This is a genomic window from Corynebacterium sp. HMSC076C10, assembly GCF_001812455.1.
Taxonomy (GTDB): domain Bacteria; phylum Actinomycetota; class Actinomycetes; order Mycobacteriales; family Mycobacteriaceae; genus Corynebacterium; species Corynebacterium jeikeium_D.
The window spans coordinates 1-13,861 of sequence record NZ_KV809154.1; the positions used below are offsets into that span (position 1 = coordinate 1).

General features: G+C 57.0%; 12 protein-coding genes and 3 tRNA genes. 7 read left to right on the forward strand and 8 right to left on the reverse strand.

The window, feature by feature from the left end:
• Positions 1–93 precede the first annotated feature (93 nt).
• Positions 94–1,437 carry an IS256 family transposase gene (locus tag HMPREF2857_RS08405; RefSeq protein WP_012360779.1) on the forward strand — a complete coding sequence of 448 codons (1,344 nt, stop codon included), beginning with the start codon at positions 94–96 and terminating at the stop codon, positions 1,435–1,437.
• Between the two features lie 137 nt (positions 1,438–1,574).
• Here HMPREF2857_RS08405 and HMPREF2857_RS08410 read toward each other — a convergent pair whose 3' ends face one another.
• Positions 1,575–2,234, reverse strand: coding sequence for a TetR/AcrR family transcriptional regulator (locus tag HMPREF2857_RS08410; RefSeq protein WP_049172878.1), 660 nt, complete (start codon positions 2,232–2,234; stop codon positions 1,575–1,577).
• A gap of 75 nt (positions 2,235–2,309) precedes the next feature.
• Positions 2,310–2,837, reverse strand: a complete 528-nt coding sequence (gene bcp / locus HMPREF2857_RS08415; RefSeq protein WP_049172881.1) for a thioredoxin-dependent thiol peroxidase — start codon at positions 2,835–2,837, stop codon at positions 2,310–2,312.
• 150 nt (positions 2,838–2,987) lie between these two features.
• On the opposite strand from bcp, the gene HMPREF2857_RS08420 reads away from it, so the two are divergent.
• A complete protein-coding gene (locus HMPREF2857_RS08420; protein WP_038628049.1) occupies positions 2,988–3,269 on the forward strand; it encodes a DUF3618 domain-containing protein in 282 nt (93 codons plus the stop codon).
• Between the two features lie 175 nt (positions 3,270–3,444).
• Here HMPREF2857_RS08420 and HMPREF2857_RS08425 read toward each other — a convergent pair.
• A tRNA-Lys gene (locus HMPREF2857_RS08425) sits at positions 3,445–3,517 on the reverse strand.
• A 652-nt stretch (positions 3,518–4,169) separates the two neighbouring features.
• Here HMPREF2857_RS08425 and HMPREF2857_RS08430 point away from each other — a divergent pair.
• On the forward strand, positions 4,170–5,339 hold the full coding sequence (locus tag HMPREF2857_RS08430; protein ID WP_049172917.1) for a L,D-transpeptidase: 1,170 nt from the start codon (positions 4,170–4,172) through the stop codon (positions 5,337–5,339).
• 53 nt (positions 5,340–5,392) lie between these two features.
• Here HMPREF2857_RS08430 and HMPREF2857_RS08435 read toward each other — a convergent pair whose 3' ends face one another.
• Together HMPREF2857_RS08435 and HMPREF2857_RS08440 are read right to left on the reverse strand one after the other, a co-directional pair.
• The gene (locus tag HMPREF2857_RS08435; protein WP_083310544.1) at positions 5,393–6,076 is read right to left on the reverse strand and encodes a LuxR C-terminal-related transcriptional regulator; all 684 of its coding nucleotides are present in this window, start codon (positions 6,074–6,076) and stop codon (positions 5,393–5,395) included.
• 59 nt (positions 6,077–6,135) lie between these two features.
• Positions 6,136–7,341, reverse strand: coding sequence for a sensor histidine kinase (locus HMPREF2857_RS08440; protein WP_042388506.1), 1,206 nt, complete (start codon positions 7,339–7,341; stop codon positions 6,136–6,138).
• A 149-nt stretch (positions 7,342–7,490) separates the two neighbouring features.
• Here HMPREF2857_RS08440 and HMPREF2857_RS08445 point away from each other — a divergent pair, with 149 nt between their 5' ends.
• Both HMPREF2857_RS08445 and HMPREF2857_RS08450 read left to right on the forward strand, forming a co-directional pair.
• A complete protein-coding gene (locus HMPREF2857_RS08445) occupies positions 7,491–8,507 on the forward strand; it encodes an FtsX-like permease family protein (RefSeq protein WP_083310546.1) in 1,017 nt (338 codons plus the stop codon).
• 102 nt (positions 8,508–8,609) lie between these two features.
• Positions 8,610–9,404 carry an ABC transporter ATP-binding protein gene (locus HMPREF2857_RS08450; protein ID WP_070643629.1) on the forward strand — a complete coding sequence of 265 codons (795 nt, stop codon included), beginning with the start codon at positions 8,610–8,612 and terminating at the stop codon, positions 9,402–9,404.
• A gap of 103 nt (positions 9,405–9,507) precedes the next feature.
• Here HMPREF2857_RS08450 and HMPREF2857_RS08455 read toward each other — a convergent pair.
• A tRNA-His gene (locus HMPREF2857_RS08455) sits at positions 9,508–9,583 on the reverse strand.
• Positions 9,584–9,725: 142 nt separating this feature from the next.
• Positions 9,726–10,379, reverse strand: coding sequence for an oligoribonuclease (orn, locus tag HMPREF2857_RS08460; RefSeq protein ID WP_070643631.1), 654 nt, complete (start codon positions 10,377–10,379; stop codon positions 9,726–9,728).
• A gap of 283 nt (positions 10,380–10,662) precedes the next feature.
• On the opposite strand from orn, the gene HMPREF2857_RS08465 reads away from it, so the two are divergent.
• On the forward strand, positions 10,663–11,307 hold the full coding sequence (locus HMPREF2857_RS08465) for a TetR/AcrR family transcriptional regulator (protein ID WP_070643634.1): 645 nt from the start codon (positions 10,663–10,665) through the stop codon (positions 11,305–11,307).
• Positions 11,308–11,362: 55 nt separating this feature from the next.
• Here the strand turns inward: HMPREF2857_RS08465 and HMPREF2857_RS08470 are convergent.
• A tRNA-Arg gene (locus tag HMPREF2857_RS08470) sits at positions 11,363–11,435 on the reverse strand.
• Positions 11,436–11,521: 86 nt separating this feature from the next.
• On the opposite strand from HMPREF2857_RS08470, the gene HMPREF2857_RS08475 reads away from it, so the two are divergent.
• Positions 11,522–13,669, forward strand: a complete 2,148-nt coding sequence (locus HMPREF2857_RS08475; RefSeq protein ID WP_049189874.1) for a bifunctional copper resistance protein CopD/cytochrome c oxidase assembly protein — start codon at positions 11,522–11,524, stop codon at positions 13,667–13,669.
• Positions 13,670–13,861: the final 192 nt, after the last annotated feature.

Sequence of the window (13,861 nt, forward strand, 5' to 3'; positions counted from 1 at the left end):
ACTCGACATGCCCCAAACTCTAACATGCCTTCAAGAGAGTGTCTAATGGTTTGTGTGTGAGGGGTTTCCCTTACATGAAGGAGATAAACCATAATGGATTCTGTGGCGAAACGAGATCCAGAAGATTCCGCGAAGATTAAAGCGATCGAGCAAAGACTGCTGGCAAACCCCGAGATAGCCAAGCTAATTGACGAGCTGGGAACCACCGCGACCGACGCGAATGATTTGGTGCGCGGGCTCTTGCAGGCCTCGGTCACCCGCGGGCTAGAAGCCGAAATGGATGCTCATTTGGGCTATTCCAAAGGCGACCGGGAGGCCAAATCGGCTGGTGGTGGCGATAATTACCGCAATGGTTCGTATGTCAAAAAGGTTGATTCGAACTACGGCCCGGTCGATGTCACCGTCCCACGCGATCGCCAGGGCACATTTTTGCCGACCATGGTGCCCAAAGGCTCACGCCGGTTGACTGATGTCGATGACATGATCATTAGCTTGTATGCCGGTGGCATGACAGTGCGCGATATCCAGCATCATATGGCCACAGCGATGAGAGTTGATATCTCTCACGAGACGATTTCCGCGGTAACTGATGCGGTGCTAGATGAGGTCATGATCTGGCAAAACCGGCAGCTAGACGAGTTTTACCCAGTAATATTTCTTGACGCGCTGCGGATTAAAGTCCGCGACGGTGGACGCGTAGTCAACAAGTCCGCCTATTTGGTTATCGGCGTGGATATGGACGGTATCAAACACATCCTGGGTATCTGGTTGGCGAAAGAAGAAGGCGCCTCCTTCTGGGCTCATGTGTGCGCGAACCTGGCAAGCCGTGGAGTCCAGGACGTGTTTATTGTCTGCTGCGATGGTTTGAAAGGCCTGCCGGAAGCGGTGGAAGCAACGTGGCCGGATTCGATGGTCCAGACCTGTGTGGTGCATTTGATTCGGGCAGCAAACCGGTGGGTAGCCTACGGTGATCGCAAGGCAGTATCTGCGTCGTTGAAGAAGGTCTACACCGCCCCGGATGAAACAACCGCCAAGGCAGCGCTGGAGGAATTCGCCGACTCAGAACTGGGCCAGAAATATCCCCAATCAGTCAAGGTCTGGACGGATGCGTGGGATCGTTTCGTGCCGTTTCTGCAGTTCCCGCCGATGGCCAGGAAGGTTATCTATACGACAAACTCGATTGAGTCGATGAATAACGAGCTGCGTAAAGCCACCCGTAACCGTGTGCAGTTTACCAATGACGATTCTGCGATTAAGACGCTGTGGTTGATGATCTGCAATATCGAGGATAAACGCGCGGCCAAACGCGCGAAACAGGGCAAGAAAGCTGCGGCTACCAGCGGAAGACTCATCGAAGGCAGCAAGGTCACCAACTGGAAACAAGCCATAAACCAGATGGCAGTGGCCTATCCCGAACGATTCACAAACTACCTATAAAACACTTACCCGAAAGCCCCACACACAAACAGCTTGACAGGCTCGCCTTCAATGGCAAGCGGTCTGGACAGATACTTCTTGAATCGGCACGGTGTCATTACGGGCGGGGGCCAGAACAACGTCCCTGGACATCACATCTAGTCTGCGGCCTCCGCGACGCTCATGAGATAAGAGATTGTCATGCGTTTGATTTCCTGCACCGTCAGCTCGTAATGAGCTTCCCGCTCAGCATCGCTTCCCGGATGGTCCACCGCATAATTCAGCAGGGCGTACGTGGCGTTAATCATGAGGTCGGAGATGAAGTTCAGTTCCGCATCGCTTGACGACGGCACCAGCGGGCGCAGCACCTTTGAAATCTCGGTGACCAGGCGTGACTTCGTATCTTCTGCGGTTGCGCGTGTGGCGGGCGTTGATTGAACAGCCAGCCATACGGCTCTTCTGGAAACGTCCTCGCGCCAGAGTTTTGCCAGGTGATCGATGAACTCCGAGAGAAACTCCGGCCATTTCAAGGTGGGGACTGTTTCGCCGAAGCGTGAGACTTCCTCGATGACGGCCTCGGTGTCCTGACGGTCGAGCTCGCAGATCATCACATACTTGTTTGCGAAGAATTGGTAGAGCGTGCCAATGGGGATATCTGCGATGCGAGCGACTTCGTCGAAAGTGAAAGACTCAAACCCGTGCTCGATGAGCACTGTGCGTGCCGAGCTGAGCATGCGTGCGTACCGCTCTCGGCTGCGTTGCTGAGCCGGAGTGCGACGGGGACGAAGAATATTCGGTGCGTCCTGGGATTGAGTCACTACTACGAAACCGTCTAATCGGGATGATGTGGGAGGAGAGTTTGGGGCCAGGGTCAAAGTAGGCCTTGCGGCTAGTTAGCTTTCGGAAGCCTGTGATTCCACGCCCAAGTCACGCAGTACGCGCTGGACGTGCCCCTTGGCGCGAACGTTGTACCAGGCCTTTTCAATTTCTCCTTCGGCATTAACCAGGAAAGTCGAGCGGATGACGCCCTGGACAATCTTGCCGTAGTTCTTCTTCTCGCCGAAAGCGCCGAATGCGGTCATGGTTTCCTTGTCCGGATCGGACAGAAGGGTGAAGTTTAAGCCGTGGTCCTCGCGGAACTTTGCGAGTTTCGCCGGCTTGTCCGGAGAAATACCTACGACAGGAATGCCGGCATCGTTCAGGGCAGCGGATTCATCGCGGAAGTCGCATGCCTCAGTGGTGCAACCTGGGGTGTTGGCCCGCGGGTAGAAGTAAATCAGCACGGGCTTGCCCGCGTAGTCCGACAGAGAAACCTGCTCTTCGGCGTCGTTGAGAAGAGTAAACGCTGGGGCAGGGTCGCCAGCTTCCAGACGGATGTTGTTCTGGCCGTATTCTTTGTCGCTGGAGGAAGAAGTAGTCATGGCTTCATCGTATCGACTCTGGAGCGGTGCGTGTCGACTCTGAAGCAATGCGTTGAGTTTTTCCCCGTGCTCGCCCACGTTGCTGTAGTGGAAGTGTTAGTCTTTTAGGCGAACAATCACTTTAGATATTCAACTTTTTAGGGAGTTTACGTGGCTCGCAGCATTGAAGATATCCAGCGCGATATTGAGCGTAACCGTAACCAGCTCGCCCGTACTCTGGATGAGCTAACCGTGCGAACGAATCCGAAGAACGTTGCGGATGACGCAAAGACCCGTGTTTTCGATGCTCTGAATGAGCCGAAGGTGCAGGCAGCACTGGGCGTCGTTGCCGCACTTGTTGTTGGTGGCATCGCAATGGGCATTCGTCGCAACCGCAATCGCAGCAAGGAAATTGACCGCATTCGCGAGATGATTGAGACTGCTGCTAAATAGTTTTTCGGTAATTAGCGCACGCGCTTCGGGTGGTTGCCTGGGGTCGTGCGCTTTTGCGTATCTAACCCTTGTTTGAGTCAGGCGTGGGGTGCGAGCGAGGGTTGCAAGTTGGCGCCTACGCTTGTTATGCAACAAAAAGACCGGGAGGGTATTTCTACCTTCCCGGTCTGTATTGTGCGCCATCAGGGACTCGAACCCCGAACCCGCTGATTAAGAGTCAGCTGCTCTGCCAGTTGAGCTAATGGCGCTTACTGTTTCCTGCTTGGTGCTCTCTGTGTGAGCTCCTCGCCGGCAACGAGAAGATATATAACCAGGTTTCTGATTGTTTGTAAAATCGGCTGGTCAGATGCTGTTTTTGAATTGATGTTTTTGCATGTTTTTTGAAAGGTTTTGCGCAACCGTTTGAAAAAAGTTCAAAAAAAGTTTGGAAATCCTCAAAGTGGGGTAGGGCCTGTATCAATGCCATCGACGTTGGGAGTGTGCATAGATGTCGGAGTTACGTTCGACAGTGTTCAGTAACGTCCGGAAGCGTCCGGTGGCACTTTTGAATAGCGAACTGATTACTTTTCGGTAACGCAGCTTCAAGGGGGCGCTGTTTTCCCAGGTCGGTTGAAGTGCCCCGGTTTTTTGGGGTTGCACAGCAATTTTCCAGAGGGTTAACTGTAGGAACCGTTGGGCTACTTTGCGTGCTGCGCCCTGTGAGGGGTTGATGACTGCGATTGGGCAGTCAATAAGGCTTTTCAGTTAGGGCGAGCGTTTTATCGGTGGCTAGTGCCGCTGCAGGGCAGTCTGACCTTTTTCGAGGGCGCACCAGGGGCTGTAGCAGGACTCCGCTGTGTGTCGCAGTGTGTCCCCGGGACTTACTACTTAATAATTGCACTGTTGGAGTGAAGCACGATCATGCGGCAATCTTTTAAGCGCCTGTCGATGGCGGTGGTGACATTTGCGACCACCATCTCGCTAGCTGCTTGTACCGTCGGCGGAGATAATGCCGAGCAGCAAGAGGCGGAGAAGCCAGACGTTGGTCTTGTCGCCAGTGTGAAGGACGACGCCACCGATGTTTCGGTGGTTGACCCGATTTCGGTTCAGGTGGAAGAGGGACATCGCCTGGACAAGGTTGTTATGACCAACCCTGAGGGCAAAGAGGTCAAGGGCAAGCTCGACTCCAGTGGTACCAAGTGGACCACTGCAGAACCCCTGGGCTACTCAAAGACCTATGAGATTAACGCCACCTCGGGCACAGAAAAGCTGGCTACTTCTTTCACCACCGTCGAGCCGACTTCTCAGGTAAATGGTTACCTGTCCCCGCTGGATGGTTCCACCGTGGGTGTCGGTCAGACTATTGCTGTGAAATTCAGCGCGAGTATTTCGGACCGCAAGGCTGCTGAGGAAGCAATTAAGGTGACCACCGAGCCTAAGGTGGAAGGCGCTTTCTACTGGCTGAATAACAGTGAGGTGCGCTGGCGTCCAAAGGAGTACTGGAAGCCGGGGACCAAGGTTACCGTGAAGTCCGATATTTACGGCACGGATCTTGGTGACGATATGTACGGTGCGGAGTCCGCCGAAACCAGCTTCACTATCGGTGATGAAGTCATTGCTATCGCTGATGACGCGACGAAGACCATGGTCATTAAGAGGAACGGTGAAGTCGTAAACTCCATGCCTATCTCTATGGGGTCGAATGTTCACCCGACTCCGAATGGCCAGTACATCATCGGTGATCGCAACGAGACCATGGTGATGGACTCTCGTACCTACGGCCTGTCTCTGGAAAACGGTGGCTACGTCACGCCGGTTAACTATGCAACGCAGATGTCTTACTCCGGTATCTACGTCCACGGTGCACCGTGGTCAACGTGGGCACAGGGCAGCGTCAACCAGTCTCACGGCTGCATCAACGTCACTGACGCCAACGCTAAGTGGTTCCTGGACAACACTAAGCGCGGTGACATCGTGATTGTGAAGAATACGATTGGTGAGACGCTCTCCGGTGTTGATGGACTCGGTGACTGGAACATCCCGTGGGAGACCTGGAAGAAGGGCAACGCCGACGAGACCAGCTCTTGGTAGTCCATGTCCTCTAAGTGAGGCCATCATTTAAGCCACGCGGGTTAGTCCGTTTCCTAATCACCCAACATTCCCAGCTCCTGCGCCCGAGCAACAGCCGCGGTGCGGGAGCTGACGTCTAGCTTGGTGAAAATATGTACCAGATGCGATTTCACAGTCGCTTCGGTGAGCACCAGCTGTTCTGCAATTTTTCTATTCGACATACCCCGCGCGACCAACTCGAGCACTTCGAGTTCGCGCGGGGTTAGTGCTGTATTGGGGTTGCGCATCCGACCCATCAAGCGCCCGGCCACTTGTGTGTTCAGCACGGTCTCGCCGCGAACGGCACGACGGATACCATCGATGAGCTCCTCCGGAGCGGCATCCTTCAGCAGATAACCAACTGCGCCTGCGGTGACAGCGCCGAGCACATCGGAGTCCGAAGAATAATTGGTCACCACCAACACTTCTGGGGCCTTTGCGCCGCGCCCGGCCAGTGCGCGGATGGCTGCGGTGGCATCAACTCCGCCTGCGCGGGTAGCAGTGCCAGGGGCCTCACCAAAGCGAAGGTCCATGAGTACCAGATCGATGGGGTCGCAAGAGTCGTCGTCAAGCGATGCGCGCACCTTCTCGACCGCCTCGTCGCCGCTGGCCGCCTCGCCAACCACGACGATATCCGGCGCCGATTCAACGACTGCGCGAAGACCAGCGCGGACGATGGGGTGATCGTCAGCGATGAGGACTCCGATGGGCTTGGTCACCTGGCTAACTCCTAGGGTGATGTGAATGGTCGTTTCCTACCTGCTTACCAGGCGGGGCCTTAAGGGGTGAGCTCGTGCGGGATGCTGACGCTGACACCGCAGCCACGCCCCGGTTCCGACTCGATGGTGAAGGTGCCGCCGAGCTTCTCCACGCGTCGGCGCGCGTTGGCGATCCCCACGCTGTCGTCGTTAGTTGGTGCGGTGGGGTCGAAGCCGATGCCGTTGTCGACGCAGTCGAGCAGAATCTCGTCGGGCTGGTAGGTCAGGGTGACACGGCAACGCGTGGCGTGTGCATGCTTGACGACGTTCGCCAAGCTCGCCTGGGCCACCCTGATGATGGTGGCTTCGACGGTGGCCGGCAGCCGCGTGGGTGTGCCGTCGACGCAGAAGCTGACAGCATCGCCCAGCACCGTGGAGGAGCAGACTTTCTCCAACGCACCGGATAGGTCTGCGCCTTCGAGGGGAGCCGGCTGAAGTGCTGCGATGATGCGCCGGGTCTCGGCGAGATTGTCGGCCGCAACCTTGCGGGCGAGCTGTAGCGAATCCACCGAGGCCTGGTCATGCTGAGTGGGAGCACTTTTCATGCGGGACTCCACCGAATGCAGCAACAGCTGGATGGAGGAAAGTCCCTGCGCCACGGTGTCATGAATATCCGCTGCGAGGCGTGCGCGTTCGTCCAGCTCACCGGCACGACGGGACAGTGCTTCCGAGTGGGCGCGGGCGGCTGAGAGCTCCTCCAGCGCCTTGGTCTTTTCGATAGTCTCCTTCTGCAGGAGCCGGAACCCCAGCCCCACCGTGAGTACAAACGTCCCACCCAGAATGGGGCCGAGGACACCACCAAATGTCAGCGGAGTGTGGACGGCGATAGCACCGATTGCCGTCGCAGTTGTCGCCGCCACCATGATTACGGCCATAAGGCCGCCGGTTACCTGCAAAATTACGAAAAATAGTGGGAAAACCAGGAACGAGGCGTCCAGCGTTGCAAACGCCAACGCCGCCCAGCACAGCAGCAGAATCACAAGCCAGCCCAACAGCAGGCCACGCGGCTTAGTCAGCGCGACCTCGTTGGCTACGTTGCCATGCCGAGCCCGACCAATCGGCCCGACCGAACCTGCGATGTACACCGCTAGAAAGCACGCCGCATAGGTGATGATTCGCCACTGCGGATCCGGAACCACGCATACCGCCAGCAGCACCAGCACCAAAACATCCAGGGCAAACCGCAGTAATTGCCAGCTGCGGTTCAGGGTCTCAGGAGTATCCACGCTCTCGAGCTTAGGGCAGTTCCGCCTGCCAAAACACCGCTGACAAGCCGGAATTGTCAACATCAACCGAAAGTTGGAGACGAAGTTCAACCTCCCTGGCGATTAAATCCGCCTTTGAATCCACGACCATAATGAGTATGTACCAGTCAATGAAAGAACTTCGAGCCGCTCCAGGCCGTGCCGCACTGATCACCATCACCGTCGGCATGATTGCTGTGATGGTCACGTTCCTCTCGGCTTTGGCTGCCGGACTGTCAGCCCAGTCCGTCTCCGCACTTGACGAGGTCTACGGCAAAAACGACGCCGTCGTCATCTCGGAGGGGGCTACGTCGTTGTCGTCGTCAAGCATCGGCGAGACGGCGCGAAAGAGCGTCCAGACGTGGGCGAGCGACAACGGCGCAAACGTCCGCGATGTCTACGTCAGTCGTGCGCGCGTCGATGAAACGCCCGTCACCGTCATCTCCGACTTTTCGCTTAACGACGACCAGGTGGCCGTCACCGACGGTGTCGGTGAAACCGCCATTGCGGAAGGTGACTCGCTGACCCTGTCTGGTGCGATGGGCGAGCACGAGGCCACCGTTGCGCGCGTGGCGGGGGATAAGTGGTTGGACCACCAAGCGGTCATTTATGCCGGGCGCGGTGTGATGGAAGACCTGACACCGGGGCAGATGGTGCCGGCGGCGATGGTTGTCGACGAGTCTGCGACGCAGCTGCCGAATGTCCCGGAAGGAACAATTCTGCGCGACGGCGAGCGCAATAACCTGTCGGCTTCCTATCAGGGCGAGCAGACCTCGCTGAACGCGATGACCTCGATGCTGTATGTGATTTCTGCGCTGGTGGTAGGCGCGTTCTTCACAGTGTGGACTGTTCAACGACTGCGTGGTGTGGCCATTTCCTCGGCGCTCGGTGCGTCCCGCTCCGTGCTGGTGGCTGACTCTCTGGCGCAGGTCCTGGCCGTGCTGGCAATCGGAGTCGGCGGCGGTGTTGCGGTGACTGCAGCGGCGGGCTGGGCTCTGCAGAGCGGCGACGTCATGCCAATTGTGGTCGATGCTTCCACGACCGTCGTGCCGGGGCTCATTCTGGCCGTGACCGGCGTAGTTGGTGCGCTGCTGGCACTGGTGCCGGTATTCCGCGTCGATCCGACCACCGCATTGGCGAATGCGTAGTGGCTCGTTAGTACGGCCTAGCACGGCGGCTTCCCACAGAACACTCACATCGCGTTAATCATGCACAACCTGCAACTGAGGAATTGAGGAATTGAGGACAAAATGACTACCTACATCGACAACCAGGCTCCCGTGGCACTCGCTCTGAAGAACATCTCGCTGACCGTCCAAGATGGCGACAACAAACGCACCATTTTGGATGACATCTCGCTGAAGATCCGGGCAGGCGAGGTAGTGGGACTGGTCGGACCATCGGGTTCCGGCAAGTCGACTCTGTTGACCATCGCAGGTTGTTTGAAGAGTGCCGATACCGGACATGTCACGCTGTACTCCAACAAGCAGGACGCGAACGGTGCAGGCGCGGACGAGAGTGCGGAAAGGAAGGCCATTGATCTGAGCGCTCGAGGCGCGGATGCTGCCAAGATTCGTCGCGAACACATCGGCATCGTTTTCCAGCAGCCGAATCTTCTGCCAGCGCTGACGGTTAAGCAGCAGCTCATCGCAATGCGGCGACTGGGCCGTGTTTTCGGGTGGCCGGCGGGTGGCCGTCGTGAAGCGGAGAAGCGCGCGGATGAGCTGCTAGAGGCAGTCGGCCTGACTGGGCTGGGAAACCGTCGCGTGAGCCAGCTTTCCGGTGGTCAGCAGGCACGCGTCAATGTTGCGCGCGCACTGATGAATGAGCCGGAAGTGCTGCTGGTCGACGAACCGACCGCGGCTTTGGATCAGAAGAGTGCAGGGGCGGTGACGCGACTGATTATGGATGTGACGCGGAAGATGGGTGTGGCCACCCTGTGCATCACCCACGACCTGGGGCAGCTTCACGGTGCCGACCGAATCGTGGAGATGGTTGACGGCAAGCTGCAGTCCGCGGATGCAGGCTTGGTGGCTACTCGGTAGTGACTATGGGGGGGACTTAGCAGCAAAAAGGCCCACCCCGGCGACGCGCCGGGCGGAAACACAAAAACCCTCGGCCCGGAAAAACCTGGCCGAGGGTTCTACTTGGGGTGACTGACGGGACTCGAACCCGCGACACCCAGGATCACAACCTGGTGCTCTACCAACTGAACTACAGTCACCATTACCGCATTAAAGGAGCTGTAATCTCAGCTCATCTCTGCAGCGAACTATATGGTAGCCCACAGTGGGCTGGAAACAAAAACAGCAGGTCAACCCGGACAAATTTGGGAAAGGATGGGGTTTGGGTCGTCGTAAAGCGAGCTAGCCGCGAATCTCACCGTACTTTTCCGTCGATTCCTTGCTTGCGGCAGAAATAGTGTCGCCTTCGGGGCCGGGGTGGGGCAGAAGCATGGCGCGGCGGTAGTAGTCCAACTCGCGGATCGACTCCTTGATATCTGCAAGAGCTCGGTGAGCGAGACCCTTTTCTGGAGCGCCCTTGAGGACCTGGGGGTACCAGCGGCGGGCCAGTTCCTTGAAGGAAGACACATCAATCATGCGGTAGTGCAGGTACTGGTCGAGCTCTGGCATGTAGCGGTGGATGAACTTGCGATCTGAGGCAATCGAGTTGCCTGCCAGCGGAGCGGTGCGCGGCTCGGTAACCCACTGACGGATGTAGTCCAAAACAGCCTGTTCGGCGTCGGCGACATTAGTCTTGCTGTCGCGAATTTCCTGATCCAGGCCGGACTTCGCATGCATCTTGGTGACGAAGTCGTCCATCTGCGCCAATTCGGTCTCGGACGCGTGCACGACGATGTCCACGCCTTCCCCGAGGACGTTGAGGTTGGCGTCGGTGACGAGAGCCGCGATTTCGACAATGACGTGGCGCTCGGGTTCGAGGCCCGTCATCTCACAGTCAATCCACACGATGCGGTCGAGCTCAGGGGAGAGCTGGAGGTCGGGATCGGGCTGAGCCATGATTTCACCTTTCGCTGAGATTCGGCATGATTCTGCAGTGCGCCTTATTTTGTGCCCGGACTGGGCTGTGGGGGCACACGCTGACTACGCCCAGCTTAGCGATGTGGATTGTGCTGTGGTCGGGCGTGTGGATTGCCGTGTGGTTTGTGGAGCGAATTGTGGGGGAAACGAAATTAACTGGAAAGTAAGATCTTAGAATTTGACAACGGGGCATGAACTAAATCGACCTATTTGCCTGATAAAATTACTTCTGAGTTCGGATTCCAACGGGAGAAATAGTTACATGGATGAGACGAGGCGTGTTGGCGACGCTGCTCAAAGCACCACCGCGGCACAGAAACCATCCGTCGATGATGTCATCATTGCCGCTGCGCGCGAAAGCGTAATGACTGTGGGCTTGCGTAGGACTTCGATTGCAGAAATTGCTCGCAAGGCAGGAGTTTCGCGTCCGACCGTATATCGTCGATACGCTGACATTGGTGAGCTTCTGGGGGAAGTGACCAACCGCGAAATCCTGCACATGCTTGAGGGGCTCCGCTATGTCCCTGGCGATTCGCGCGCTCGCATGTTGCTGCGTATTCGAATCGTCGTTCAACGCATCATCGAAAGTGACTTTTTCCCTGGCCTGGTCAAGACAGATCCCGACCGTGTCTTAGAAGCGCTCACTGGAGAGATGAGCGATACACAGCTGGAAATTGTGGAGAAATTCATTCTCCCCGGTGTCCGTCACGGGCAGGAAGACGGCACTATTCGCGAGCACGATCCATATCTGCTGGCGCGCAACATTTACCGTCTGATTCAGACGATGGTGCTGGTGTGGCGCCCGGATGGCAAAGACGCGGCGCTAGACAAGAAATCTGTCGAAGAGGTCGTCGACATGGTCGACCGTTACTTGCGCCCGGATCCTGCGGATAACAAGAAGAACTAAGAAGTAAAAACCCGCCTGATGCTGGTATAAAACCAGTTCAGGCGGGTTATTTTTGCGCCCCCAGAAGGATTCGAACCCTCGACCAATCGGGTAGAAGCCGACTGCTCTGTCCACTGAGCTATGGAGGCTAGCTAAGAAAAGCATTGTAGCGTCTCTAATGTAGCCAATCACAACCGGTTCTGTTCTAGGGACTTTGGTCGCTAAGCTTAGGGCTATGACTGCCACGACCAAGGCCGAGACCTCTCCGCCTGTTAGCAAGGATAAGAAAGTCCGTAAATCTGCTGGTTGGTACGTTGTTTTTGTACTTATCGGCGGCGTTCTAGCTGGTTTGCTCTCGATGGCGTTCAACATGGATTCGCGCGCCACGTTGGGTATTCCCGATCCCGGCACAATCACCACCTTCGGGTTCCCGTTCGCGAAGGCGGCCGGTGAGCTGCTCGCCTGCCTCGGTGTCGGTTCGTTTATGCTCGCCGCTTTCGGTACGAAGCAGCGTGCCGACGGCACTTTGGGCCTCGACGGCTACACGGCATCCCGCACGGGTATGTGGGCCATGCTCGGCTGGGGCCTCATGGCGCTGATGGAGATTCCGCTGGTGCTCTCCGATGTGTCGGGCCAGCCGCTGTCGACGACGATTCAGCTGAGTAACTGGGCTGTGTCGTTGGAGCAGACCAAGGAGGGCTTGGCGTGGCTGTGGGTAGCTATTTTTGCGGGCATTGTGGCGCTTGGTTCATCGCTGACTCGTAAGTGGATTTGGCAGCCGGTGTTCTTCGCCATCAGCTTGGTGTCGATGATGCCGCTGGCGGTTGTAAGCCACAATGCCTCCGGTGGTGCCCATGACTACGGCACTAACTCCTACATCTGGCACTTGACCTTCACTGTGTTTTGGGTCGGCGGTTTGATGGCGCTGGTTGGCCACGCGCGTCGTCGCGGTGAATGGATGCCAGAGGTAGTGAAGCGCTATTCTTTCGTGGCGTTGGTGGCTTTCATCGCCATGTCTGCCTCCGGCTTCATTAACGCAGCCATCAACATTGACTGGTCTGACCTGGTCAGCAACAACTACGGCATCATGGTGCTGGTCAAGGCCGTTCTCACTATCTTGCTGGGCCTATGCGGCTATGTGCACCGCAAGATCACCATTCCGGAGATTGAGCGCGCTCAGTCGAATCGTCCATTCTGGCGTCTGGCCATTGTCGAGGTCATCATCATGGCGCTGACAATCGGCGTTGCCGTAGCTCTGGGCCGTACTCCGCCGCCACCGAATTTCTCTGAGCAGGCCGGCGGTGAGGGCCTGCCGTCGATTACGCAGATGCAGGTCAAGCTAGGTTACAACCTGGAGATCCCATTCGGTTGGGAGGCCATGTTCACGCAGTGGCGCTTTGACATCTTCTTCGGCTCTGCCGCCATCATTGCCGCGTGGATTTACTTGTACTGGCTCTACTTGCTGAAGAAGCGCGGCGGTACCTGGCCGCTGTCCAACACCCTGTGGTGGCTCGCCGGCTGTGCCACGCTGCTGTTTACTTCGTGCAGCGCGCTGGGCGTGTACATGCCGGCTCTGTTCTCGGTTCACATGATCGCCCACATGCTTTACTCCATGGGCATTCCGGTCATGCTGGTCCTGGGCGGCCCAGTTACGCTCGCGCTGCGTGCGCTGAAGCCGGCCGGCCGCGATGGTCTGCCTGGTATTCGTGAGTGGCTGGTGGTCTTCATCAACAACCCGGTGTCGCGTTTCCTCACGCACCCGGTTGTGGCAACGGTGCAGTTCGTCGCGGGCTTTTACCTGCTCTACATGACACCGATTTACGACTTCCTGGCTGATGAGCACGCGGGCCACGTGTTCATGAACATCCACTTCTTGATCTCCGGTTACATCTTCTACTGGGTCATTATCGGTGTCGATGCTGCACCACAGCAGATTGAGCCGTCGGTCAAGCTGGTCACGCTGATGGGTTCGTTGCCGTTCCACGCTTGGTTCGGTATTTCGCTGATGCAGTCGCAGCAGGTGCTTGCCGAGGCCTACTACGCCAGCCTGGATCTCCCTTGGGCAGTGAATCTCCTGGAAGATCAGAACGTTGGTGGTGCCGTCGCGTGGGCTGCCGGTGAGGTTCCGCTCTACATCGTCACCGTTGCGCTGTTTGTACAGTGGCGGCGTTCCGATGAAAAGGATGCAGCCCGCTACGACCGCGTCGCAGACCGCAACAATGATGAGGAGTTGGCCGCTTACAACGAAATGCTCGCTCGCATGAGCCAGCAGGTCGGTGTTGGTGGCGAGGATGAGCGCGATTACTACACCTCGGAGGTTGACGCGCAGCATCCGGTGCACATGGATAATCCGATCGATGCCTCGAAGAGGCGCGGAAGGTAGCGTCGTTAAGCTGATTTTGCATGCTTGACGACGAGGATTGCCGCGACTTCGCCCCTCAACTTCATACGTAGCCTGTGGATAGTTGTCTTTTCGACAAACTTATCCACAGGCTTTTTATGTACCTCTTTCATTTGTTTCTCGAAGCCGGAAAAGTAAATGGCACGGCACGAATGAGACACCTTCGAATTATTC